General features: G+C 62.8%; 22 protein-coding genes and 1 pseudogene. 11 read left to right on the plus strand and 12 right to left on the minus strand.

Going from position 1 to position 23264, the window contains the following annotated elements; genetic code table 11:
• Window positions 1-86: 86 nt before the first annotated feature.
• Complete coding sequence (locus HB778_RS25940) at window positions 87-1325, minus strand: FAD-dependent monooxygenase (RefSeq protein WP_183458070.1); 1239 nt, start codon at window positions 1323-1325, stop codon at window positions 87-89.
• Between the two features lie 19 nt (window positions 1326-1344).
• Window positions 1345-1590, minus strand: a complete 246-nt coding sequence (locus HB778_RS25945; RefSeq protein WP_015318409.1) for a zinc-finger domain-containing protein — start codon at window positions 1588-1590, stop codon at window positions 1345-1347.
• A gap of 229 nt (window positions 1591-1819) precedes the next feature.
• Here HB778_RS25945 and HB778_RS25950 point away from each other — a divergent pair, with 229 nt between their 5' ends.
• Together HB778_RS25950 and ppx are read left to right on the plus strand one after the other, a co-directional pair.
• Window positions 1820-4021, plus strand: a complete 2202-nt coding sequence (locus HB778_RS25950; RefSeq protein WP_183458072.1) for an RNA degradosome polyphosphate kinase — start codon at window positions 1820-1822, stop codon at window positions 4019-4021.
• Complete coding sequence (ppx, locus tag HB778_RS25955) at window positions 4021-5556, plus strand: exopolyphosphatase (RefSeq protein ID WP_183458074.1); 1536 nt, start codon at window positions 4021-4023, stop codon at window positions 5554-5556. Before HB778_RS25950 ends, ppx begins: the two co-directional genes overlap by 1 nt.
• A gap of 259 nt (window positions 5557-5815) precedes the next feature.
• On the opposite strand, the gene HB778_RS25960 is transcribed toward ppx, so the two are convergent.
• From HB778_RS25960 to HB778_RS25980, 5 genes are all read right to left on the minus strand, one after another.
• On the minus strand, window positions 5816-6220 hold the full coding sequence (locus tag HB778_RS25960) for a DoxX family protein (RefSeq protein WP_183458076.1): 405 nt from the start codon (window positions 6218-6220) through the stop codon (window positions 5816-5818).
• Window positions 6221-6392: 172 nt separating this feature from the next.
• Window positions 6393-6815, minus strand: coding sequence for a DoxX family protein (locus tag HB778_RS25965; protein WP_183458078.1), 423 nt, complete (start codon window positions 6813-6815; stop codon window positions 6393-6395).
• 177 nt (window positions 6816-6992) lie between these two features.
• Window positions 6993-8390, minus strand: coding sequence for a class II fumarate hydratase (gene fumC / locus HB778_RS25970; protein WP_183458080.1), 1398 nt, complete (start codon window positions 8388-8390; stop codon window positions 6993-6995).
• A gap of 167 nt (window positions 8391-8557) precedes the next feature.
• Window positions 8558-9106 carry a DUF805 domain-containing protein gene (locus tag HB778_RS25975; RefSeq protein WP_244661620.1) on the minus strand — a complete coding sequence of 183 codons (549 nt, stop codon included), beginning with the start codon at window positions 9104-9106 and terminating at the stop codon, window positions 8558-8560.
• A 221-nt stretch (window positions 9107-9327) separates the two neighbouring features.
• Window positions 9328-10101: an SDR family NAD(P)-dependent oxidoreductase gene (locus HB778_RS25980; protein ID WP_183458084.1), complete on the minus strand. Its 774-nt coding sequence runs from the start codon at window positions 10099-10101 to the stop codon at window positions 9328-9330.
• A gap of 353 nt (window positions 10102-10454) precedes the next feature.
• Here HB778_RS25980 and HB778_RS25985 point away from each other — a divergent pair, with 353 nt between their 5' ends.
• On the plus strand, window positions 10455-11213 hold the full coding sequence (locus HB778_RS25985; RefSeq protein ID WP_210308041.1) for a glycosyl transferase family 90: 759 nt from the start codon (window positions 10455-10457) through the stop codon (window positions 11211-11213).
• Between the two features lie 73 nt (window positions 11214-11286).
• Here HB778_RS25985 and betI read toward each other — a convergent pair whose 3' ends face one another.
• The gene (gene betI / locus HB778_RS25990) at window positions 11287-11925 is read right to left on the minus strand and encodes a choline-binding transcriptional repressor BetI (RefSeq protein ID WP_183458088.1); all 639 of its coding nucleotides are present in this window, start codon (window positions 11923-11925) and stop codon (window positions 11287-11289) included.
• An 83-nt stretch (window positions 11926-12008) separates the two neighbouring features.
• Here betI and choX point away from each other — a divergent pair.
• Both choX and HB778_RS26000 read left to right on the plus strand, forming a co-directional pair.
• Window positions 12009-12952: pseudogene (gene choX / locus HB778_RS25995) on the plus strand (choline ABC transporter substrate-binding protein).
• Complete coding sequence (locus HB778_RS26000; RefSeq protein WP_183458090.1) at window positions 12949-13785, plus strand: alpha/beta fold hydrolase; 837 nt, start codon at window positions 12949-12951, stop codon at window positions 13783-13785. Before choX ends, HB778_RS26000 begins: the two are co-directional and overlap by 4 nt.
• On the opposite strand, the gene HB778_RS26005 is transcribed toward HB778_RS26000, so the two are convergent.
• On the minus strand, window positions 13782-14681 hold the full coding sequence (locus tag HB778_RS26005; protein WP_348524630.1) for an NIPSNAP family protein: 900 nt from the start codon (window positions 14679-14681) through the stop codon (window positions 13782-13784). The genes HB778_RS26000 and HB778_RS26005 overlap by 4 nt on opposite strands.
• Window positions 14682-14713: 32 nt before the next feature.
• Here HB778_RS26005 and HB778_RS26010 point away from each other — a divergent pair, with 32 nt between their 5' ends.
• Window positions 14714-15268 carry a TetR/AcrR family transcriptional regulator gene (locus tag HB778_RS26010; protein ID WP_183458092.1) on the plus strand — a complete coding sequence of 185 codons (555 nt, stop codon included), beginning with the start codon at window positions 14714-14716 and terminating at the stop codon, window positions 15266-15268.
• A 12-nt stretch (window positions 15269-15280) separates the two neighbouring features.
• Here the strand turns inward: HB778_RS26010 and HB778_RS26015 are convergent, their stop codons facing one another.
• Complete coding sequence (locus HB778_RS26015; RefSeq protein ID WP_183458094.1) at window positions 15281-16369, minus strand: LacI family DNA-binding transcriptional regulator; 1089 nt, start codon at window positions 16367-16369, stop codon at window positions 15281-15283.
• 230 nt (window positions 16370-16599) lie between these two features.
• Here HB778_RS26015 and HB778_RS26020 point away from each other — a divergent pair, with 230 nt between their 5' ends.
• The 3 genes from HB778_RS26020 to HB778_RS26030 all read left to right on the plus strand — a co-directional run bounded on the left by HB778_RS26020 (window position 16600) and on the right by HB778_RS26030 (window position 20268).
• Entirely contained in the window at window positions 16600-17442 is an 843-nt protein-coding gene (locus HB778_RS26020; protein ID WP_183458096.1) for an ABC transporter substrate-binding protein, read from the plus strand.
• Between the two features lie 96 nt (window positions 17443-17538).
• The gene (locus HB778_RS42855; RefSeq protein ID WP_183458098.1) at window positions 17539-19080 is read left to right on the plus strand and encodes an amino acid ABC transporter permease/ATP-binding protein; all 1542 of its coding nucleotides are present in this window, start codon (window positions 17539-17541) and stop codon (window positions 19078-19080) included.
• A 66-nt stretch (window positions 19081-19146) separates the two neighbouring features.
• Window positions 19147-20268 (plus strand): NAD(P)/FAD-dependent oxidoreductase, encoded by a 1122-nt coding sequence (locus HB778_RS26030; RefSeq protein ID WP_183458100.1) that lies wholly within the window; start codon window positions 19147-19149, stop codon window positions 20266-20268.
• Between the two features lie 39 nt (window positions 20269-20307).
• Here the strand turns inward: HB778_RS26030 and HB778_RS26035 are convergent, their stop codons facing one another.
• Window positions 20308-20901, minus strand: coding sequence for a hypothetical protein (locus tag HB778_RS26035; protein ID WP_183458102.1), 594 nt, complete (start codon window positions 20899-20901; stop codon window positions 20308-20310).
• A gap of 154 nt (window positions 20902-21055) precedes the next feature.
• Here HB778_RS26035 and HB778_RS26040 point away from each other — a divergent pair, with 154 nt between their 5' ends.
• Window positions 21056-22189, plus strand: coding sequence for a metallophosphoesterase (locus tag HB778_RS26040; protein WP_183458104.1), 1134 nt, complete (start codon window positions 21056-21058; stop codon window positions 22187-22189).
• A gap of 53 nt (window positions 22190-22242) precedes the next feature.
• Here the strand turns inward: HB778_RS26040 and HB778_RS26045 are convergent, their stop codons facing one another.
• Complete coding sequence (locus tag HB778_RS26045; protein WP_183465226.1) at window positions 22243-22395, minus strand: CsbD family protein; 153 nt, start codon at window positions 22393-22395, stop codon at window positions 22243-22245.
• A 211-nt stretch (window positions 22396-22606) separates the two neighbouring features.
• Between HB778_RS26045 and HB778_RS26050 the strand changes: the two genes are divergently transcribed.
• Window positions 22607-23260 carry a glutathione S-transferase family protein gene (locus HB778_RS26050; RefSeq protein ID WP_183458106.1) on the plus strand — a complete coding sequence of 218 codons (654 nt, stop codon included), beginning with the start codon at window positions 22607-22609 and terminating at the stop codon, window positions 23258-23260.
• The last annotated feature ends 4 nt before the right edge of the window (window positions 23261-23264 follow it).

Raw genomic sequence — 23264 nt, forward strand, 5'->3', positions numbered from 1 at the left:
GCTGCCGATCTCCCCCAAGGGGGAGATGCCCGGCAGGGCAGAGGGGGCTGTCCCGCCAGCCTATCGGGCTTTGTTGTCTCGACGCTCTACCGCCGAACGACCTTCGGCTCCTGCCAGCCATAAAGCCAGTCAAGGTCGGCCGCGAGCTTCTCCGCCGGCCGTGCCGCCAGCACCAGGTTGCGGGCCAGTGCCACCGGGCCTCGGGCGTGCCAGGCAAGCCGGTTGAGCGAACCACGCCGGATGACCTTGGCGATGCGCGGTCGCCTGAGATTTTCCCAAATGGTGAGGCTTTGTCGCGGATCGGCGGGAAAGTCAGCGACCAGAGCGGCAAGCATCGCGGCGTCCTCGATCGCCATTGCCGCGCCCTGTGCCGCGAACGGCGTCATCGCATGCGCGGCATCGCCAATCAGCGCAATGCCTTGCGGGCTGGTCCACTGCCGTTGTTGGACAGTATGGATCGGAAAGGCCGTCCAGGGGCCTGCCAGGGCGACAAGCTTTCCCAGCGCCTGCGCGGTTCCACGCATGGCTCCGCTGAGGATGGCGGGGTCGGCAAGGCCCGACCAGCCTTCCGCGATGCGCTCGCCCTTGGTGAAGGCGGCGAGGTTGAAGGCGCTGCCCTTGCTGACGGGATAGGCGACCATGTGGAAGCCGGGGTGGAGGAAGGTGGTGACGCAGTCGACGGCGCCAATGGCGGCAAAGGCCTGTCCGGCGGGGCTGTCGGCCGCCACGGTTGCGCGCCATGCCAGTTCCCCGGAAAAACGGCTGGCCGCGAACACGGCTCCGCTTTCCGAACCGGCAAGCCCGCGCACCGATGACCACACGCCGTCGGCGCCGATCAGCAGCAAGCCATGCGCTTCGGCAGTCTCTTCCCCGATCTCCGCGCTTGCCGTGGCGCCATGGGGGCCGGCGGAAACTTTGCCGACACGCGCCCCGGTGGTGAGATGGATGTCAGGCATTTCGGCAGCACGCGCCATTAGGGCGTTCTGCAAATCGGCGCGGTGCGCGACGAGATAGGGAGCTCCCCAGCGGTTTTCACCCGATTGTCCGAGTGGTACACGCGCCAGTTGACGTAGCGTCCTTGCTTCCTTCAGCACCACGGCTTCCGGCCGCACCGCCGCCGGCCGTAGCCGGTCGAGCACGCCGAGCTGGCGAAGAATGTGCGTCGCGTTGGGAGAAAGCTGGATGCCGGCGCCCGCCGCTTCGAGGCGCTGTGCCTGTTCGAAGACCTGCACAGGGTAGCCGCGTTCGGCGAAGGCAATGGCTGCGGTCAGCCCGGCGACGCCCGCCCCGGCGATGACGACTTGCCGGGAGCGCGTGTCGTCCATCAGCTCTGTCGCGAAAGAATCAGGCGGCCTGGTCGATGTAGAGGCAGCCGGCCGGCAGCGTTTCCGTCGCCTTCAGCTTCGGCGAATAGCGATAGAGCGTCGAGCAATAGGGGCAGACTTTCTCATTGTCGTCGCCCATGTCGAGAAACACATGCGGGTGGTCGAAAGGCGGGTTGGCGCCCGTGCACATGAATTCCTTGACCCCGATGTCGATCGCCGGATGGCCGGCATCGTTCTGGAAATGGGGAATGGAACCGCCTGCCATCGTCGTCTCCTTAACGCAGTCTCTCATGCATCTGGATCATAACAGGTCTCTTTGCAAGATCGATGAAATGAAACTGTCGCAAAAGCCTGTCAGAGGATAAGTTGAGCCGGTTAAGTGTGTGACCGCGGACGCAAAGCGATTCCGCGACCGATCATGCGTCACAAAGGCATGTTAGAGCGTCCATCGCCATGTGGCGGCGCTGCAAAAGGAACGGTTACGGGCAGGAACCATGAATGAACTGAAGCCGGTGCAGAGCGAATTCGTCAACGTCGAGACGGCCAGTTCAGAGGGCGGTAACCCGGATCGCTTCGTCAACCGCGAGTTTTCCTGGCTGCAGTTCAATCGCCGCGTGCTCGAGGAATCGCTGAACACCCATCACCCGCTGCTGGAACGCGTCCGCTTCCTGTCTATCTCGGCAGCCAATCTCGACGAGTTCTTCATGGTGCGTGTCGCCGGCCTCGCCGGCCAGGTGCGCGAAGGCATCACGCTGAAAAGCCCTGACGGCCGCACGCCCGAACAGCAGCTCGAACAGCTGCTGCGCGAGGTCGAGCGGCTGCAGGAAGACCAGCAGAAGAGCCTTTCGGCGCTCACCGTGCTGCTCAACAAGGAAGGCATCGAGAGCATTGCGCGAGATGCACTGACCAAGGACGAGAAGGTCTGGCTGGAAGAGCATTTCCAGGACCAGGTGTTTCCGGTGCTCACTCCGCTGTCGATCGACCCGGCGCATCCGTTCCCGTTCATTCCCAATCTCGGCTTCTCGATGGCGCTGCAGCTGCGCCATCGCAAGAATGGCGAGGAGATGAGCGCGCTCTTGCGCCTGCCGGTGGCGCTGAAGCGCTTCATCCGCCTGCCGGATCGCAAGCACCATGTCCGCTTCATCCCGCTGGAAGAGGCGGTCGGCCTCTATATCGGCAAGCTGTTCCCCGGCTATGAGGTCAAGGGTTCCGGCACATTCCGCATCATCCGCGACAGTGATATCGAGGTCGAGGAGGAGTCGGAAGATCTCGTGCGCCTGTTCGAGACGGCGCTGAAGCGCCGCCGCCGCGGTTCGGTGATCCGCATCGAGTTCGACAAGCTGATGCCTGGCGAATTGCGCGATTTCGTCGCCGGCGAGCTCGGTGTCTCGTCGAGCCGTATCAGCGTACTCACAGGCCCGCTGGCGCTCAGCCAGATCTCCGAAATCGTTGCCATTCCCCGCGAGGATCTGAAGTTCACGCCCTACAATCCGCGCTTTCCCGAGCGCATCCGCGAGCATGGCGGCGACTGTTTTGCCGCCATTCGCGAGAAGGACATCGTCGTCCACCACCCCTACGAATCCTTCGACGTCGTTGTGCAGTTCCTGCGCCAGGCGATGGCCGATCCCGAAGTGGTGGCGATCAAGCAGACGCTTTACCGGACCTCCAACGACAGCCCGATCGTGCGCGCGCTGGTCGACGCGGCCGAGGCAGGCAAGTCGGTGACCGCACTTGTCGAGCTCAAGGCCCGCTTCGACGAGGAGGCCAACATCCGCTGGGCGCGCGACCTCGAGCGTGCCGGCGTGCAGGTCGTGTTCGGTTTCCTCGAGCTCAAGACCCACGCCAAGATGTCGCTGGTGGTGCGGCGCGAGGACGGCAAGCTGCGCAACTACGTGCATCTCGGCACCGGCAACTATCACCCGGTCACCGCGCGCATCTATACCGACCTGTCCTTCTTCACCACCGATCCGACAATCGCGCGCGACGTCGCCCAGCTGTTCAACTTCATCACCGGCTATGCCGAGCCGACCGATGAAATGCGGATCGCGATCTCGCCATTCACGCTGAGAAGCCGCATCCTCAAGCACATTTCCGACGAAGTCGCCCATGCGTTGGAAGGAAAGCCGGCGCGCATTTGGATGAAGATGAACGCGCTTGTCGACCCGATCATCATCGACGCGCTTTACGATGCCAGCCGCGTTGGGGTCGAGATCGACCTCGTCGTGCGCGGTATCTGCTGCCTGCGGCCGCAGGTGCCGGGCCTGTCGGAAAACATCCGGGTCAAGTCGATCGTCGGCCGCTTCCTCGAACACAGCCGCATCTATTGCTTCGGCAACGGCCATGGCCTGCCTTCCGACGAGGCGATCGTCTACATCTCCTCGGCCGACCTGATGCCGCGCAATCTCGACCGTCGTGTCGAGACCATGGTGCCGATCACCAATCCAACTGTGCATGAACAGATTTTGGGCCAGATCATGCTGGGCAACATCATGGACAATCAGCAAAGTTTCGACGTATTGGCTGATGGAACCTCCCGGCGCGTCGTGCTGGAAGAGGGCGAGGAACCGTTCAACGCGCAGGAATATTTCATGACCAATCCGAGCCTGTCCGGACGGGGTGACGCGCTGAAGTCGCATGCGCCCAAGCGCATTGCGCAGTTCAAGCGCCGCAAGAAGAACGCCGCAGCGTCCACCTGATGCTGTCTGATTCCCAGGGCCGGCTGCAGGACCGCCGACCGCTGTCCATCATCGACATCGGGTCGAATTCGATCCGCCTCGTTGTCTATGAGGGGCTGGCGCGCTCGCCGACCATGCTGTTCAACGAAAAGATGCTGGCTGGTCTTGGCCGCGGCATCGTTTCGACCGGAAAGCTCGACCCCGAAGCGGTGACCCGCTCGATGGAAGAGTTCCGCCGCTTTCGCGCGCTGTCCGACCAGGCTGGCTCCGAGCATATGTATGTTTTGGCCACCGCCGCCGCGCGCGAGGCCATCAACGGTCCCGATTTCATCCACCGCGCCGAGGACGTGCTCAAGACCGAAATCCGCGTCATCAGCGGGCGGCAGGAGGCCTATTATTCGGCGCTCGGTGTCATTTCCGGCTTCCATCCAGCCAATGGCATCGCCGGCGATCTGGGCGGCGGCAGTCTCGAACTGGTCGACGTCAGCGGCGAAGCCATTGGCGACGGCATAACGCTGCCGCTGGGTGGCCTGCGCCTGCAGGATATGGCGAAGAACTCGCTCACCCAGGCGCAGAAGATCGCGCGTGACGAACTGGCGCGGGCCAAGCTGTTGAAGGGCGGGCAGGGCAGGGCCTTCTATGCCGTCGGCGGCACCTGGCGAAACCTCGCCCGGCTGCACATGGAGATGAACAACTACCCGCTCGGTGTCATGCACCATTACGAGATGTCGGCCGACAGTGCGACGAACTTTCTCAAGCAGGTGGCCAAAGCCGAGATCGAGAAGGTCAAGGGTATTGAGGGCGTTTCGAAGAACCGCCGCTCGCTGCTGCCCTACGGTGCTGTCGTGCTGCAGGAGATCATGGCGGCGATGCAGCCGTCGAAGATCATCGTCTCGGCACTCGGCGTGCGCGAAGGCTTCCTTTATTCGCTGCTCGACGAAGCCGAGCAGAAAGCCGATCCATTGATCTCGGCATCCGAGGAACTCGCCCGTTTGCGCTCGCGCTCGGTCACCCATGCACATGAGCTGGTTGACTGGACGGCCAAATCCTTTGCCGCCTTCGGCATCGACGAGACCGAGGACGAGGCGCGCTACCGCCACGCCGCCGCATTGCTGGCCGACATAGGCTGGCGCGCGCATCCCGAATATCGCGGCAGGCAGTCGCTCAACATCATTGCGCACGCATCCTTCTTCGGTGTCGACCATCCCGGCCGTGCCTTTTTGGCGCTGGCGAATGCCTATCGTCATGACGGCATCTTCAACGAGTCCATCGCGCCGGAAATCAAGGCGCTGGCAACGCCGCGCTACCTCGAGCGGGCCCGCGTGCTGGCGGCGATGATGCGCGTCGTCTATCTGCTGACGGCCTCGATGCCCGGCATCATGCCCAGGTTGAAATGGGAGCAGCGCGCCAATGGCGTGCTGGCGCTGGTACTGCCGGCGTCGCTCTCCGACCTCTACGGTGAGCGGCCGGCCGGCCGGCTGGCGCAGCTGGCACGCATAACCAACCGGCGCCTGGTGCTGGCCGTAGAGGGTGGACCGAGCGTTTCGGTGAAGTAGGCGCGGCCGCGATATTAGACCAACTCAATTGCGCCACTTGTCAGCGGCTTCGCGATTGACGAGCGGCTTCCCCCAATCCGTCGCTGCTTCGCAGCGCCACCTTCCCCTCCGGAGGGAAAGGAAGGGAGCCTAGTTGGAAAAGCGTTGACGGCAAAAAAGCTTGGCGCCTTTCCTCTACCCCGTCGATCGGGGGAGAGGTGGCTCGGCGAAGCCGAGACGGAGTGGGGGTCGACCAGCTCGGGCGCGTTAAGCAAAGATATCAAACCGCGCCGCGCCCATCGGCCGACCAGGCGCCCGCACCGGCCATCGCCAGCGCCAGGAAGCCGCCTGATATCGCAATGTCCTTCATCAGCATCTGCTGGTGCAGGAAGGCGAGCGTCGCGTCGTCGGCCCCCTGGCCGTGATGGCCGATGAAACCGGCCACGACGCAGAAGGCCGCCAGAAGCAGCGCCACGATCCGGGTCTGGAAGCCGATGAGGATCAGAAACCCGGCGATCAGTTCGAACAGGCCCGTGCCCCAGGCGGCGAGCGCCGGCAGCGGCAGGCCGAGGCCGGCGAAATAACTGGTCGTACCGGCAATGTTGGCGAGCGCCTGGAAGCCCGACGGTACGAACAGCACGGCAAACAGCAGTCGCGAAACCAGAAGCAATGCGTTGCGGGTCATGGCCACCTCCCTTGCCGGCGCCCGGTTGGGCTCAAGCCGGCCACCGCACAGTCTACGCCTGCGCGGCGGCGGCCGAAACCGGCGCGCCCGCTATTCCAGACGACGAAAAAGCGGCGCGGAAAATTCCGCGCCGCTTCTGTCAAGCTTTGGGAGGCGGGCTTGGGAGGGAGATTCAGCCGCGCTTGGCGTCAATCGAATAGGCGCCGGCGCCCGACGAGGCGAGCAGCAGGAAGCCGCCGGTGATGGCGAGGTTCTTGAGAAACTGGATCATCTGCATCTGGTCGGCCCAGCCGGTGTGGGCGACAAGCCCGGTGGCGATGGTGAAGACCGCGAGCACCCAGGCGGCGATCCTGGTCTGGAAACCGACGAGGATGGCGAGGCCGCCGAGCAGTTCGATCAGGCCGACAACCACGGCCGTCACGGTCGGAAGGGGCAGGCCGAGGCCGCCGAAATAGGCAGCGGTGCCGGAAATGGCGGTGAGCTTGCCGAAACCGGAAAGCAGGAAAATGACCGCGAGCAGGATGCGGCCGAGGAGGATGGTGACAGAGCTGTTGGACGCGGTGCCGGCGCCGGCGGTGGAAGTGTTGATGGACATGGTGGCTCTCCGAATGGGTTGAATGACCCAGAGATAGACGATGCCGACTGTTCACCAAAGTCACCTATCCGGCGACACATTGTTCACAGGAGATGCATTTCCATGATCGGGCAAGAAGCGCGAAATTCGTGTCGGCTGATGCGGTGGCGGGAGTAAATTCTCCCGCTTAAAAACACCTTAGCCCGGATGCGTCATGTCCTCCGGCCGCACCAGCCGGTCGTAGTCGGCCTCGCTGACCAGTCCAGTGGCCAGCGCCTCCTCGCGAAGAGTCGTGCCCTTCTTGTGCGCCGTCTTGGCGATCTTGGCGGCATTGTCATAGCCGATGCTGGGCGCCAGCGCCGTCACCAGCATCAGCGAGCGGTCGAGCGCCGCCTTGATGTTGTCTTCGCGGGCCTCGATGCCGACGACGCAATTGTCGGTGAAGGAGACCGAAGCGTCGGCGAGCAGCTGCACCGACTGCAGGAAATTGTAGGCCATCAGCGGATTGTAGACGTTGAGTTCGAAATGACCCTGGCTGCCGGCGAAGGTCACTGCTGCGTTGTTGCCGAACACCTGCACGCAGACCTGCGTCATCGCCTCGCACTGCGTCGGATTGACCTTGCCCGGCATGATCGACGAGCCAGGTTCGTTTTCCGGCAGCGACAATTCGCCGAGGCCCGAGCGCGGGCCCGAACCGAGGAAGCGGATGTCGTTGGCGACCTTGAAGAGTGCTGCCGCCGCCGCGTTGATGGCGCCGTGCGAGAACACCATGGAATCGTGAGCGGCGAGCGCCTCGAACTTGTTCGGCGCGGTGACGAAGGCGATGCCGGTGATGGCGGCGATGCGATCGGCAACCCTTTCGGCGAAGCCGACCGGCGCGTTGAGGCCGGTACCGACGGCGGTGCCGCCTTGCGCCAGCTCCTGCAGGCCGGGCAGCGTCAGTTCGATGCGCTTGATCGATGAGGCGACCTGCGCCGCATAGCCCGAGAATTCCTGGCCCAGCGTCAGCGGTGTTGCATCCTGCGTGTGCGTGCGGCCGATCTTGATGATGTGGTTGAACTCCCTGCTCTTGGCGGCGAGCGCCTTGTGCAGGTGCTTCAGCGCCGGCAACAGATCGTGCACGATGCGCTCGGCGCAGGCGATGTGCATGGCCGTCGGATAGGTGTCGTTCGACGACTGGCTCATATTGACGTGATCGTTGGGGTGCACCGGCTTCTTCGAGCCCATGACGCCGCCCAGCATCTCGATCGCCCGGTTGGAGATCACCTCATTGGCGTTCATGTTGGATTGCGTGCCTGAGCCGGTCTGCCAGACGACAAGCGGGAAATGGTCGTTGAGCTTGCCCTCGATGACCTCCTGCGCGGCCGCGATGATCGCCTTGCCGATCGCGGGATCGAGCCGCTTCACCTCCATATTGGCTTCCGCCGCCGCCCGCTTGACGATGCCCAGCGCACGCACGATCGAAGCCGGCTGCTTCTCCCAGCCGATCTTGAAATTGCCCAGGGAACGCTGCGCCTGCGCACCCCAATAGCGGTCGGCGGCAACCTCGATGGGGCCGAACGTATCGGTTTCGGTTCTGGTCTTTGGCGTGCTCACGGCAAGTCTCCGGTCTGTCGATTTGGGCAAGGGCGTATCGCGTTGCACAAATGGCTTCAAGCAGAGATTGTGGACGGTGAGGATGCAAATCGGTTGAAGAAGGCTCTCCGGGAATGCGCTTCGCCTGCAGGTTCCCGCCGCGTGTTCGCGGAATTGTCTTGCTTGACCTAAAGGCCGCGGCGGCCAAATCCGGTTGGACCTGTGGGGCGCCTCGTTTGCGGCGCCGGAGGCGCGGGATCCCTGCTGGCTTGTTGTTCCAGCCTGGTGGATCGCGATTGCTGCTGAACAGAGCGTTCGGCCGTCATACGTGAAATGTGGGCGTTGAGATCGCTCCTCGAGTCCTCCGCGCCGGATGGCGGGCCATAGTCGTTGTTGCCGTCCGAGCCGGAGAAAAAGCCGCACTCGACGAGCACCCACAGCCCGCCGATATAGGGGAGGAACAACAGCAGGGACCATCGGCCTGATTTGTCCAGATCATGGTACCGCTTGATCGTTGCGGCGAAATTGACCCAGACCGAAAGCGCGGCGCCGATGAGCAGCACCAGATTGGCACTTAGCCCGTCCGAAGGAAACGCTCTGAGCCTATGCCCTGCCGATGCACCTCCGACATGGACGAGGGCGGCGACGGTCACCACCAACAGGGCCAGCACTACGAACTGGGCCAACCACCATTGCCCACGCCCAATGCGCCCGGAAAATCCAAACAAAAGATTCATCTAAATCCCCATCCGTAGTAAGGGCAATATTCATTGACTATGTAAAAAGTTACTAAAGATATTCTGGTGGAGTAGTGAGTACGGCGAACCGATTAGTTGGATGGTTAATTGATATGAAATGGTATATATATAAATAGAGCTTGGTTGATGGCCGGATTTTACCCGGTCCGGGCAACAATGCGCCGCACCTGTCTGGTCTCACGCAAGGCAACAGCCAGCGCTCATCCCGCAGTATATCCACCGTCGATCGCAAAGATACCGCCGCTCGTCCACGCGGCCTCGTCGCTGGCGAGATAAACCGCCATCCCGGCGAGGTCGTCGGGGCGGCCGATGCGCCCCAGCGGATAGCTGCGTTCGACATAGGCTTTCAGCTCCGCCTGTGCTTCGGCTGGCAAATTGTCGACGGTCTTGCGCCGCATGGCGGTGTCGACCGTGCCGGGTGCGATGGCGTTGACGCGGATGCCGCGCGGGCCGAGCTCGAAAGCGAGCGATTTGGTCAGCGAGTTCAATGCGCCTTTGGACAGGGAGTAGAGGCTGGATGGCCGCTTCGGGATCATCTTGTTGGCGAAATAGGAGGAGATGTTGATGACGGATGCACCGGCACCGAAATGCGGCAGCAGCCCCTGGGTGAGGAAGAACGCCGCCGTCACATTCAGCGCGAACGAGTGCTGGAACTGCGCCTCACTGACGGTCTCGAATGGCACGAGGTAGGCGACACCGGCATTGTTGACGAGAACGTCGAGCGGCCGGCCGGTCTCTTTCACGTGCCCGACAACTGCTGCGATGCCGAGGCTGGTGGCAAGATCGCCCGATACCGTCTCCACGGCGCCAGCCGGACCGTGAGCCGTCAGCTTCCGGCGCGCGGCTTCGAGCTTGCCGGCGTCGCGGCCGACGATCAGGACATCGGCGCCCTCGCGCAGGAATGCCTCGGCGATCGCCAGGCCGATGCCGTCCGAGCCGCCGGTCACCAGCGTGCGCTTGTCCTGAAGTCTCATCGGGCGCTCCGAAATCGTCTTGGCCAATGCCAGAGCACCGCATGGCCAACGCCCGGGTCAAGTCGCCGGCCTATCCCACGGTATGAACTTCGCCTGGGGCCGACGCTGGGATCGTCTGTCCCTTGCATCCGCCGCGCCAACAGGATAGCCGCGTTGATCGAAACGGGTCGCGGCGAGACGTCTTTTAAAATGGCACCACTCAACACCGGTCTGAAGGTGCTTCCGATGGATGTCGACGTCGTCGAGGTTGGCGCTTCCTGCCCGGCCTCAATCGCGGCGAGATCCACTGCCGTTTCGAAGGCGGCAAGCTCAAGGTGCGCTCCCGTGCCGCCTGGCTTGAAAGGCATGTGCAGGTGCTGACCTTGATAGCCGAGGCGTTGGCATCCCTGGGCGTCCGCAGCCTGCCACCGTTCTATATGCTTCTCGGCGACACGCCGTCGCGCCGAAGGCATCGCTATTTTCGCACGCGTTTCGCCTTCTCTCAGGCCGACGGCTATGGCGAGGTGGCGGCGCCCGATTTGGCTGGCCGGATGCGAAGTTCAACGACTACGACCAGAAGACGGGCGATGGCGGCCGCATCGGAAGAGCCGCCGCGCGACAACAGGTTGTTCTGGGCGGGGCGCTGCATGAACGGTGCCCGCAAAAGGATTGTCGAGATTGCGCCGGCCCGCCCGGACCTGATCGAGGCGTATGACACCGAGGCGAATTACGATGTCGCCACCAACCGGTATTCCACCAAATTCAGGACGATGGAAGACCAGGTCACCACCTACAGGTACATGATCGATGTCGAAGGGGCGGGTTATAGCGGCCGCTTCAAGATGCTGCTCCACACCAAGCGCGTCGTGCTGCTGCAGGATCGGCCGTGGCGCGAATGGTTCTTCGAAGATATCGAACCGTTTCGCCACTACGTCCCTGTGGCGCGCGACATGTCTGATCTCGCCGAACGCATCGAGTGGCTGCGCGCCAATCCGAAGCTGGAAAGCGAAATAGCCGAGGAGGCGCGGTATTTCGCGCAGACCCGCCTGACCCCGCGCGGCGGCGGTGGCGGCATGGGCAAAACTCCTTGGGGATCACATCGCCGTCGGTGGCAATTTGAAGTCCGGTCTTGAGCGGCGCAAGCGCGCGACCGGCTGGCCGCCCTGATAGCCCGCGCCTGGTAGATGGTATGAAATTCGGGCTGGCTTACGCGCCGGCAGTCGCATTCTGGCGCATGGCCAGTCGTGCAGCGACGAAATCCTTGACCTGTCGGATCGCCTGTTCGCGCGACACGCTGCCCGGCTCCAGGCCGAGGCGCAGCCAAAGCCCGTCGATCAGCGCGGTGACGCCAAGCGCGATGTCGTCGGCGTCACCCGGCGAGGCAAGGCCGTGCAGGCCAGACAACAGGTTCGAGCGCATGCGCGCGTGCAGCACCTTCTGAATGCGCGCCAGCTTTTCGTCGCGCGGCACCTCGGCGCAGAGCGAAAGCCAGGCATGGCAAAGAGGCGGCAGGAACAGGTGCTCCTCGAAATTGCCGTCGATCACCGCGTCGAGCCGCTCCATCGGCGTGCGCGCATGGCGAAGCCGGGCGACGACCGCGTCGCGCAGCACGGCGTTGGCCTCGCGCATCGCATGCTCGAACAATTCCTGCTTGTTGCGGAAATAGTGCAGCACGATGCCCTTGGAGGCGCCGGCATGGGCGGCCACCTTTTCCAGCGTCGCACCCGAAATGCCCTCGCGCTCCAGCACCGCGAAGGCGGCCTGCCGCAACTCCTTGCGGCGTATGTCACTGAGACGCTTGAGTTTCACGGCTTCGATCCAGGCATTGCGAATCCACGTTGACATTTTCGTCCGCCTAGATCAACAATTGACCAGTGGGACAATAAAAAGACCAGATGGTCAATTGAGCGATGACGAGGAGAATCGAAATGGTCCGCATGCTTGCAAATGGCGTCTGTCTTGCAGCCCTGATGCTGGGCGCCCATGCGGCCCAGGCGGCCGGGACCGACGCCGAGCAGTGCAGGGCGGTCCGCATGGCCGAGCCGGGCTGGAACGATCTCGCCTTCACCACCGGCGTCGCAAATGTCTTGCTCGGTGCGCTCGGCTACCAGCCGCAAAGCTCGGTGCTGGGCATCAACGTCATCTACGAAGGCATGAAGAACAACGACCTGGACCTGTTCCTCGGCTATTGGGATCCGGCCATGGTCACCTATTACGAGCCCTACAAGAAGGATGGCTCGGTCGAGAATGTGCGCGTCAATCTCGAAGGCGCCAAATACACCTTCGCCGTGCCGACCTATGTCTGGGATGCCGGCGTCAAGGATTTTGCCGACCTGCACAAATTCGCCGACAGGTTCGGCAAGAAAATGTACGGGATCGAGCCCGGTTCGAACCAGCTGATGATGGACGCTATCGCCGACCCGTCGCTCGGTCTCGACGGCTGGCAAGTGGTTGAGTCGAGTGAAGCCGGCATGCTTTCCGAAGTCGGCTACGAGATCACGGAGAAGCAGTTCATCGTCTTCCAGGGCTGGGCCCCGCATCCAATGAACACCATGTACGACTTCAAGTACCTGACCGGCGGCGACAAGTTCTTCGGCCCGAATTTCGGCGCCGCGACGGTGACGACGCAGGTGCGCAAGGGCTATCTGCAGCAATGTCCGAATGTCGCGCAATTCCTCAAAATCTCGCCTTCGACATCGATTTCGAGAATGTCGGCATGGGCTATCTCATCAATGACGGCATGAAGCCGGAGGACGGGGCGCTGAAGGCGATCACGCTGAACAAGAACCGCCTCGATGGCTGGCTCGCCGGCGTCACCACCTTCGACGGCAAGCCCGGCCTTGCCGCGGTCAAGGAGAAGCTCGGCCTGTGACGTCGGTCGCGCTGGAAGCGGCCCCGGATGCCTGGGCGGAGCAGGACGCCTGGGCCGGCCGCAAACAATCCATCAATTCCGGCGGCCTCGAGATCGCCTATGTCGAGATTTCGGGCGCCGAGCCGGCGCTGGTTCTGGTGCATGGCTTCACCGACACCAGCCGCAGTTTTTCGCTTCTGGCGCCGCATCTGGCCGGCCGCCGGCTGATCATGCCCGACCTGCGCGGCCACGGCGCGTCACAAGCGGGCAGGGGTTTCGGCATTGCCGACTTTGCCGACGATATTGCCGGCCTGACCCAGCATCTGCGGCTCGACCGGCCTGTCGTCGTCGGCCATTCGCTGGGCTCTATGGTCGCCATCGCCCTGGCTGCGCGGCATAACGAGCTTATCGGCGGACTGGTGGTCCTGGCCGGCACGTTGAAACCCGATTTCGCGCACGATCACCCGCTTGTCGCGGGTGTCCAGGCTCTGCGCGACCCGATATTACCGGCCGACCCGTTCTATGACTGGTGGCATGCCTGCCGGCCCGGCGTACCCCAGCCGTTTCTCGCCGGCCTGGCGAAGGACGCCTCGGCAATGCCCGCGGCGCGCTGGCGGGCCATTCTGGAAGAGATTTGCCGGGCTGACCTGATCAATGTCGCGCAAGCCGTGCGGACCCAAACGCTGATCATTGCCGGCGCGTGCGACCCGCTGTTCGGCGAGGCGCATCAGCAGGCGCTGTTGCGTTGCCTGGCGGGGGCAAGCCTCGTGCGTGCCGAAACGTGTGGCCACAACCCGCATTGGGAGGACCCGGCTTTTGTCGCGCGGGCGATCATCGAGGCATTCGAAATCTAACGCCCGACCAGGGATCGCGACGTGGGTGACAGTCGCAAAGTCTCCGTTGGTTTGGTCAGATCAGGCTGAGCGGCCTGCCAATAGGCCTGCCATGCCGGCGCGGCGGCGAGGGCGACTTCGTGGCGGGCATGCGTCTCGGTGCTGTCGAACCGGGTGACGGAAAGGAAGACGTTTTCGCGGGCCCTTACTGGCAGGCGCGGAAAACTGTTTTCGGCATGCTCCGTGATAAAGGCAGCGAGGAGATGGACGCCGGGCGCCTTCATCATAGGTGCCGCCTCGGCCGCGAAGCGACTGGCGAAGCCGGTCTCCGCTCCGGGCCTGAGATGATGAATCTGGATGACAACAATGCCAACCAGCGGCTTGTTTGGAATTGGCTTTTCGCCAGTGGCCACGGCGACGCGCTGCGTGCCCGAGAGGTCGAAGCCGGCACCCGGCCATGCCGGCTTCAGCAGCAGCACATCGTCGGAATCGATCATCGTCGCATTGGCGGCATCGCGATGCGCCACCCAGACCGGGCCGTCATAGAAAGCGGCCAGCGCCTCCCTGCGCGTGTCCATGCTGTCAAAGCCGCGCAGCCAGACGAACATGTCCGGGCGGTCGAGGTCGCGGAATTGGCCGATGATGGTCATCCCAGCTTCTTCCTGGCCTTCGATCAACTTACCGTCGAAGACGTCGATGAGTGTGTCGCGCTTGCCGGTCTTCAGCGTGTACTGCCGCAATTCGACGACAGGTGAGGCGAGCGCTGCAGCCTGCGGCGCGACGTTCAGGGGCAGGTTCATCAACTGGTCTCCAAAAACAGGGTGATCATCCTGTTTATAAACAAACCGGTTGTCCTGTTTTGTCAACTTGCTATTGTCGTGCAATGTCAGCAGAGATAACCATTCGATCAGGCCCAAGGCCACGAAACCGTATCAACGACCCCGAGGGCATGCGCCGAAAAGTCCTCGATGTCGCCGAGGTCGCGTTTCAGACACGCGGCTATCACGCGACCAGCTTCGGCGACCTGATGGCGGCGGCAGGCGTCAGTGGCGGCGCGCTGCATCATCATTTCCCGACCAAGAAGGCGCTGGCGCTGGCGGTAATCGAAGAGCGCGTGGCGGCGGCAGTCGAGGAGACATGGATCGCGCCGGTAAAGACGGCGGCTTCGGCGCGAGAGGGGGTGCGGGCCGTGTTCGAGGCCGTGGCGGCGGAACTGGAGCAGCAGGGTTTCGTGCGCGGCTGCCCGCTCAACAATCTGGCGCATGAATTGTCGCTCGCCGATCCCGATTTCCGAACTGCCCTGGCCGGCATATTTGGAGCATGGCGCCAGGCGATCGCCGACAAGATCACGGCCGACCAACAGGCGGGCAGGGAGCAAGGCACCGAGCCCCGGCATTTTGCGGCACTTGCCGTCGCCACCTATTCCGGCGCCATGTCGATGGCCAAGACAGCGCAGGACGCGACCGTGCTGCGCGACTGTCTCGCGGCTCTCGGCGAAGCCTGAGCCGCAGCCGCGCTACGCGCGCTTGGCTATGGCGTTTGACGGCGGGCCAACGGACCCGCGCTCGAAGATCGATGTTGGCAAAATGAGCCTTTCCGCCGGGCGCGGATCTCCCTTCAAGCGCCTGATAAGTAATTCCGCGACACTCTTGCCAAGCGCGTAGACGGGCTGGTCGATGACGGTAATGGGTGGGGTTGTCACGCTCGTCCAGTCCGCATCATGGAAGGTGATCAGCGAAATATCCTCGGGAACCCGCAAGCCGCGCTCGCGGATCACCCTGAATATCTCCAGTGCTATGACGCTGTCGGAGGCAAGGATCGCCGTCGGCCGGTCCGGCCCGGACAGCATCGCGTCGGCAACCCTGCGCGTTTCGATGGGGCTTGTTGCACCAAGGCGGACATAACGTTCTGGCCGATCAATTCCTGCATCCCGGCAGACGGTGAGGAAACCGTCGATGCGCTCGCGGACCGACGAGGTGTAGATTTGCCCGAGATCGCGGTACTCATGCCCTTCGGCGTCGACAGCGGTCACATAGGCGATGTTGCGGTGTCCGGCGTCGACAAGAATGCGGGTCGCCCGCATGGCGATGCCGCGATCGTCGACGGTGACGGTATCGACGTCCAGATCGGGCAGCGCCCTGTCAAGCAGGGCAAGCGGCCGGCCTGAACGATGGATGTCGCGCAGGTGTGAGATGTCACGCGATTCCGCCGGCGTGACGATCAGCCCGTCGACGCGCTTGCCGATCAACAGCCGCACGGCTGCCTTTTCAACCTCGATCCTTTCGCCGGAGTTGGCCAGAATGACGTTGAACCCGGCTGCCCTTGCCGCGTCGCTGATGCCGCGCACCGCGAGGCTGAAGAACGGGTTCTCGATGTCGCCGACAACCACTCCGATGATGCCGGACCGGCCGGTCGTCATGCTGCGCGCCAGCTCGTTCGGACGGTAGTCCAGTGCCTTGGCTGCGGCCATGACGTCCGCACGGATCATATCGCTGACGACGCCGTATCCGCCGAGCACGCGCGCGGCTGTCGCTTTCGATACGTTTGCCGCGCGGGCGACATCGCTGACCGTTATCGACGGGGTCTTGGGCGCGGTTCTTTTCATCGGATGAACGACTACAAGAGTTGTTGACGGAAGGTCAATCTGGCGATAACGATTATCAAAGAGACCGGTCTCAATCAATAAGAGACCGGTCTCTTTTAGAAAATTGCGAGTCGAGAAGCATGGCGAAACGGCTCGCGCATGCCGCGGTCGCGATGGCGGGCGATGTCAGGTGCGAGGGTGCGGGCTCGACGTAATACCAACAAGAACAGACCTTCAAGTGGAGAGAAGACATGAGCAGGACAGGAATTCTCAAGTCGTTGATGTCACCGGTCCGGACCGGCGCAATGGTCCTTATGGCCGCGTGCATTGGCGCCGGGTTGGTTTCGGGAGCAGCCGCCGCGGATGACAATCCCTATGGTCTTATCGATGCGAAAGTCATCAGCGTTGGTACGATGGGCGATGCCAAACCCTACGCTTTCACCCAGGCGGATGGCACGTTCACCGGCTTCGACATCGAATTGTTCCGCAACGTCGCGAGCCGCCTTGGATTCAAGCCGGACCAAGTGATCTTCACCGGCCAGGAATTCTCGGCGCTGATGCCTTCGGTTGCGAACGAACGCTTCGACGTCGCGGTCGCGGCAATCGGCACGACGGAAGCGCGCAAGAAGACCGTCGACTTCTCCGACGGGTATCTTGCGGGCTATCTCTCCGTCCTTACCTCCGACAAGGCGATCACGTCGGCGGAGGGACTCAAGGGCAAGCGCCTCGGCGTCGTGCAGGGCACGCTCCAGGAAATCTACGCGGCGAAGAACTTTGTCGGAACCGATCTCGTCAAATTCCCAGACAACAATTCCGCCGTTTCGGCGCTCAACAACGGAACCGTCGACGCGCATTTCCTCGATTACGAGGCCGCCAAGGACTATGGCGTTCGCTATCCGAACCTGAAGATCGCGGTCAATATTCCTTCCTTTGACGCGCCGGCCGGCTTCGTGGTGCGCAAGGGTAACGACAAGTTCCGTGGTGCCTTGAACACCGCCCTTCACGCGGCCATGCAGGACGGAACCTGGAAGACGCTCTACGAGAAGTGGTTCCCCGGTTCGCCAATGCCCGACCAGTATCTCCCCAAGAAGTAACCGCACCTGGCCGCCGGCTTTCGCGCCAGCGGCCGGATCTTATGCTGCCGTGCTTGATGGCGGACGATGCGGACAGCGCAACCGAAAGGCGGGCGAATGAACTGGCTTGAAAACCTGCGGCGCAGTTTCCTCGACTGGCAGGCCATGGCGGACGTGCTGCCGAGCATGATCACCATCGGATTGAAGAACACCTTGATTCTCGCGGCCGCGTCCACGGTACTGGGTGTCCTACTCGGCATGATCCTGGCGGTCATGGGCATTTCGCAATCGCGCTGGCTGCGCATTCCTGCCCGGATTTACACGGATATTTTCCGTGGCCTTCCGGCGATCGTCACGATCCTGCTGATCGGCCAGGGCTTTGCCCGCATCGGCCGTGAAATCTTCGGGCCTTCGCCCTTTCCGCTCGGCATTCTCGCCCTCAGCCTGATCGCCGGCGCCTATATCGGCGAAATCTTCCGCTCGGGCATCCAGAGCGTCGAGCGCGGGCAGATGGAGGCCTGCAGGGCGCTCAGTATGAGCTATGGGCAGGGCATGCGCCTGATCGTGATACCGCAAGGCATCCGCCGCGTCTTGCCGGCGCTGGTCAACCAGTTCATCGGCAACGTCAAGGATTCGAGCCTTGTCTACTTCCTCGGTCTGCTCGCGTCGGAGCGCGAGATTTTCCGTGTCGGCCAGGACCAGGCGGTGGTCACCGGAAACCTCTCGCCATTGCTTCTGGCCGGCGTGTTCTATCTCGTCATCACCGTGCCGTTGACCCATGTGGTCAATTACATCGACAACTCGCTGCGGGTCGGAAAGCAAAAGGCCGGCCTCATCACCAGCGGCCTTGCCGAGGTCGATGAACTGGAAAACGCCATCAGCAATCCACCTGCGCAGACCAGTCTTGAGGGCAATTCCGCGCTTCCCCGCTTCAAGGGCGGCAGTCTCGCCATCACCGATCTCGACATGGCCTATGGCAATCTCGATGTCCTCAAGGGTGTCAGTCTGGCGGTCAAGCCAGGCACGGTCACCTGTGTCATCGGTCCGTCAGGCTCGGGCAAGTCGACCCTGCTGCGCTGCCTCAACCGCCTGGTTGAGCCCAAAGGCGGTGACGTGCTGCTCGATGGCGAGAGCATCCTGGCGATGAAGCCGGAAAAACTGCGCCGGCGGGTCGGCATGGTTTTCCAGCAGTTCAACCTGTTCCCCGACCACACAGCCCTGGAAAACGTCATGCTGTCGCTGACCAAGGTCAAGCACCTTCCGGTGCAAGAGGCCGAGCGTATCGCCGAGGCGCGCCTTGCCGATGTCGGGCTGGCCGCCCGCAAGAACCATCGTCCCGGTAGCCTATCTGGTGGCCAGCAGCAGCGTGTAGCGATCGCCCGTGCGCTGGCGATGGACCCGGAAGTCATCCTGTTCGACGAGGTGACGAGCGCTCTCGATCCCGAACTGGTGAAGGGTGTGCTCAACCTCATGGCGGACCTCGGCCGGCGCGGCATGACAATGGTTGTGGTGACCCATGAAATGGGCTTTGCCCGCAAGGTCGCCGATCAGGTCGTCTTCATGGATGAAGGCCGCGTCATCGAGGTCGGCACGCCTGCCGCGATCTTCGACGCTCCGAACAGCATGCGTCTGAAGCACTTCCTTGCCGAAGTGCTCTAATCGCACCATCCGCATGACCCCTGAGATGGCCGCCCAATCCAACCTCCACCCGTGAAAGAATATCCCATGACTACAGCACATTCCGTCTCAAAGGTCGTTGTTGTCGGGGGCGGCATTTTCGGTGTCTCCTCGGCCGTCCATCTGGCAAGGCTCGGCATCCAAACCGTTCTGGTCAATGATGGAACGCTCGCCAAGGGCGCTTCCGGCCGCTCGCTCGCCTGGCTCAATTCAGCGCGCAAGCGATCGGCCGAGTATCATCGCCTGCGCATGATCGGTATCGACCGCTACCGGACGCTGTCGGCGAGATACCCGGATGCCGCCTGGCTGCGTTTCGATGGTGGCCTGACATGGGATGCGGACAATGCCTCGAACGAGATCGTCGATGTCTTCGCTCATGAAAAAGCCCTTGGCTATGACGCGCAACATCTGTCCGCGCACGCCATAGCCTCAGTCACGCCAGGGGTCGCAGCAAGCGCCGTCACGCCTCAAGGCGCGATCTTCAATCCGGGCGAGGGCTGGGTCGATCTGCCGTCGCTGATCGAGATATTGATCGCGGAATTCGTCGAGCGTGGCGGGCAAGTCGTCACCGATGCCGGAAGCGCTGCGGTCACGGTCGTCGACGGTCGCGCCGCCGGCGTTGTCACGACAAGCGGCATCAGCCTTGCTGCCGATGCTGTACTCTTGGCGACCGGTGCCGATGTGCCGCGAATGGTTGCGGATTCCGGCCGGCATATCGACGACGGGACGCCGATCGCGCTGCTCGTCAGGACCAAGCCGGTGAGCTTACCGCTTCGGGCCGTGCTCAACACGCCGCGCGTCGCCATCCGGCCGACGCCGGACGGAGCCCTCGCGCTCGATTCCGCCTGGTCGGAAGAACAGGTGGTCGTCAATTCGGATGGCACATATAGCGTAAAGGCTTCGACCATTCAGGGGCTTCTCGACGAAGCCTCGAATGTTCTCGAGGGTCATCCAAAGTTGGAATTGCAGAGCTACGGTGTCGGCCCCAAGCCGATTCCCGGAGACGGCGAGCCGGTCTTCGGCCAGTTGAAGGATATCCAGGGATATTACGTTGCCTTCAGCCACAGCGGTGCAACGCTTGGCCTGATCGCCGGCGAACTGCTCGCCGGCGAGATTGCCAGCGGCACTGAGCATCCGCTGCTTGCGAACTTCCGTCCAAGCCGCTTTTGATCAGACCGGTCCAAAGGCTTCCTGCGCACCATAGACCGTCTATTCGGACAGCGGCTTGATCGTCTCGTAGCCGTTGACCGATTGCGCGCTGGTGCCTTCATCATAGCGCCGGGCGAGAGCAGCCTGCAGGTCAGGCGAATAAAGCGCTGTGAATGCATCGAGCGTCTCGCCGGCCCCGTTCTTGAAGGTCTCGTTGACGGCCAGCACATTGTATTTGCAGTCGCCCAGGCTGAAGGTCTCCTTGCCCTTGACGACCAGGGTCAGCGTCGTGGTGGCCTTTGGCTGCTTGTCCGGCGACAACTCGACAAACTCGATCGTGCTCCTGGCTCCCGTCTTCAGCGGAAACAGTTTTCGCAGATCGGAAAACGGGATCATTGCCAGCCGGCCGGTGTCGCTGTCGCGAAAAACCTCGATCAGGCCGGCAAACAGGAACTGTTTTTGCGGTGATTGCGACTCGTAGGTGTTGGTGACGGAGGTCATCTCGCCGGCCACGGGCCGAAACTCGCTTTTGATGCCGGGCCGCGCCAGGATGAACCCATTTTTCGCGGACTTCGCATCGACGCATGGACCGGCAAACGCAACACTTGCCGGCAGCAAAACCGCCAATGCCATGCCGATAAACGCGCTCTTCATGACGCTCCCCCGTTTCTTCCAAATCAAATGCAAGCGCAGGTAGACGTGGCAGACGTTCATTGCGATGTCGATGGTCAAGGCAGTCGCGATTCGTGGCCGTCGCGATATTGCCGAAACTGGACCGACGGACGTCGCTTGTGCTGAAATTCCGCCGATGATGAATCACCGGCCGCCAAAATTGTTTTCACGACGCAGCTTTCTGGTGCAGGCTGCCGGTCTTGCGGCGGCTGGTGCGCTGTCACGCCCGGCGTTCAGCCAGACCGGGCAGCGCATCCAGCCCATCGACGCCACCTTCCTGTTCATCGCCGATGTGCATGCCTGCCGCATGGCGAGCGGCCTCAGCCCCAACTGCCAGCAGGAGGGCAAGACCGACGCCGCATTGCTGCGCAACGTCGCGGCAATGAACGCCATCGGCGACAAGGACTGGCCGGCCGAGATCAACGGCATCGCCACCGGCTTGCGTTCGGCCGGCAACCGGATCGGCATGCCGCTCGGCCTTGTCGTCGGCGGCGACATCACCGACGATGGCGGCGGCCAGATCGCCCAGCCAAGCGAGGGCACGCAATTGCTGCAATTCAGCCAGCGCTACAGCCAAGGCGTCGGCCCGGATCGCGTCCACATGCCGGTCTATGTCGGGCTCGGCAACCACGATCTCGACCAGAACGGCCCGCCGCACCATGTCGACTGGTACCGGCGCGAGCTGCGCGACTATGTCGAGGTCAACCACCGCGCCGGCGTCTTCTTCAAGCCGCCCGTGCCGGCCACCGACTACGATGTCGACACCGACTGCTATTCATGGGACTGGGGCGGCCTGCATCTCGTCCAGACGCATCGTTTTGCCGGCGACACCGGCCATGGCGCCGAGAGCAGCCTGCCATGGCTGAAGCAGGATCTGGCGACCTACGCGGCGGACGGCCGCCCGGTCATCCTGTTCCAGCACTATGGCTGGGACACATTTTCGACGGAGCGGTGGAATCCCGCCAAGAAAACCTACGACGACGATGGCTCCGGTGCGCCGCACTGGTGGAGCGAGGCCGACAGGCAAGCGCTGCTGGCGGCGCTGAAGGGCTACAATGTCGTCGGCATCTTCCACGGCCATCAGCATGACGCCTCGCTGATCTATCGTCGTGACGGGATCGACCTGTTCAAGCCGAAGGCCGCCTATATGGGAGGGTTCGCCGTGGCCAGGGTGACCAGCGATGGCATGGACGTCGTGTTAGGCGAGGCGACCGATGACCATGGCGAGGTCATCTTCACCAACGCTTTCAGCAAGGGCTGGAGCACGTGAAAAGGCGGCCTTGGCGGCCGCCTTTTCCGATAGGAGCGTTTCTGGATGCGCGATCAGAACACCTTCTTGACCTTGTCCTTCACGTCGCCATAGGCCTTCTGCACCTTGCCGGCGACCTTGTCGGCCATGCCTTCAATCTGGGTCCGCCTGTTGCCGGTCGCCTTGCCGGCCGCCTGTTTTACCGAGCCTTTAATTTGCTTGGCCATACCAGCAACCTGATCCCTGTTCACCACTTTCGCATCTCCTGGGAGTCTTTGAATTCCGGGGAATTCATCCGCGCGGATAAACGGACTGGCATCATTTAGGTTCCAGGCACCCAACCGGAAGCAGACGAAACGCGCGAGGCGGCTTCCGGCGGCTGGGCAGGCAGGCTAGGCTGTGGATACGCGCCGACCGATCGTGCGCACGGGGAGAAAAATGGCGGAATTCACACTCTACATCGGCAACAAATGCTTCTCCTCATGGTCGCTACGGCCCTGGGTCGCGATGAGGCATCTGGAGATCCCGTTCGAGGAGGGCTTTGTGCGGCTGCGCACGCCCGAGACCTTTGCCAATCTGGCGAAAGTGTCGCCAACCGGTCAGGTGCCCGTCCTGAATCACAAGGGCAGAATTATCTGGGAAACCCTTGCCATTCTTGAATATCTTGCCGATCTGTTTCCCGAGAAAAAACTCTGGCCGGCCGATATCGGCGCCCGTGCGCTGGCACGCGCGGCGGCGACCGAGATGCACTCCGGTTTTCGTGAGGTCCGCTACGGCTGGCCGATGAATTTGCGCCGGCCGAAGGGGCACAAGCCGCTCGACGCCGAAGGCGAGGTGCAGCGCGCCCGCATCGAGGCGTTATGGCGCGAGTGTCGCGAGAAATACGGCAAGGGCGGCCCGTTCCTGTTCGGTCACTTCACCGCGGCCGATGCCATGTATGCGCCGGTCGTCACCCGCTTCGACACCTATGGCGGCGAGCTCGCGCCCGACACCAGGGCCTATGTCGACGCCGTGCTGGCAATGCCGGCGATGCGGCACTGGTATGTGGAGGCGGCCGGGGAAACATGGCCCGAACCCGGCCCCGACGAATAAGCCG

The sequence above is a fragment of the Mesorhizobium huakuii genome (assembly GCF_014189455.1).
In the GTDB taxonomy this organism is placed as follows: domain Bacteria; phylum Pseudomonadota; class Alphaproteobacteria; order Rhizobiales; family Rhizobiaceae; genus Mesorhizobium; species Mesorhizobium huakuii_A.

Bases quoted from the DNA above. Each gene is read 5' to 3' on its own strand.
- HB778_RS26035 (WP_183458102.1), bottom strand. From the start codon at position 20,901: ATGAAGAGCGCGTTTATCGGCATGGCATTGGCGGTTTTGCTGCCGGCA.
- HB778_RS26020 (WP_183458096.1), top strand. From the start codon at position 16,600: ATGAGCAGGACAGGAATTCTCAAGTCGTTGATGTCACCGGTCCGGACC.
- HB778_RS25945 (WP_015318409.1), bottom strand. From the start codon at position 1,590: ATGGCAGGCGGTTCCATTCCCCATTTCCAGAACGATGCCGGCCATCCG.
- HB778_RS26030 (WP_183458100.1), top strand. From the start codon at position 19,147: ATGACTACAGCACATTCCGTCTCAAAGGTCGTTGTTGTCGGGGGCGGC.
- HB778_RS25965 (WP_183458078.1), bottom strand. From the start codon at position 6,815: ATGTCCATCAACACTTCCACCGCCGGCGCCGGCACCGCGTCCAACAGC.
- HB778_RS25940 (WP_183458070.1), bottom strand. From the start codon at position 1,325: ATGGACGACACGCGCTCCCGGCAAGTCGTCATCGCCGGGGCGGGCGTC.
- HB778_RS26010 (WP_183458092.1), top strand. From the start codon at position 14,714: ATGCGCCGAAAAGTCCTCGATGTCGCCGAGGTCGCGTTTCAGACACGC.
- betI (WP_183458088.1), bottom strand. From the start codon at position 11,925: ATGTCAACGTGGATTCGCAATGCCTGGATCGAAGCCGTGAAACTCAAG.
- HB778_RS26015 (WP_183458094.1), bottom strand. From the start codon at position 16,369: ATGAAAAGAACCGCGCCCAAGACCCCGTCGATAACGGTCAGCGATGTC.
- ppx (WP_183458074.1), top strand. From the start codon at position 4,021: ATGCTGTCTGATTCCCAGGGCCGGCTGCAGGACCGCCGACCGCTGTCC.
- HB778_RS25960 (WP_183458076.1), bottom strand. From the start codon at position 6,220: ATGACCCGCAACGCATTGCTTCTGGTTTCGCGACTGCTGTTTGCCGTG.
- HB778_RS26050 (WP_183458106.1), top strand. From the start codon at position 22,607: ATGGCGGAATTCACACTCTACATCGGCAACAAATGCTTCTCCTCATGG.
- HB778_RS25975 (WP_244661620.1), bottom strand. From the start codon at position 9,106: ATGAATCTTTTGTTTGGATTTTCCGGGCGCATTGGGCGTGGGCAATGG.
- HB778_RS25980 (WP_183458084.1), bottom strand. From the start codon at position 10,101: ATGAGACTTCAGGACAAGCGCACGCTGGTGACCGGCGGCTCGGACGGC.
- HB778_RS26045 (WP_183465226.1), bottom strand. From the start codon at position 22,395: ATGGCCAAGCAAATTAAAGGCTCGGTAAAACAGGCGGCCGGCAAGGCG.
- HB778_RS26040 (WP_183458104.1), top strand. From the start codon at position 21,056: ATGATGAATCACCGGCCGCCAAAATTGTTTTCACGACGCAGCTTTCTG.
- HB778_RS42855 (WP_183458098.1), top strand. From the start codon at position 17,539: ATGAACTGGCTTGAAAACCTGCGGCGCAGTTTCCTCGACTGGCAGGCC.
- HB778_RS25950 (WP_183458072.1), top strand. From the start codon at position 1,820: ATGAATGAACTGAAGCCGGTGCAGAGCGAATTCGTCAACGTCGAGACG.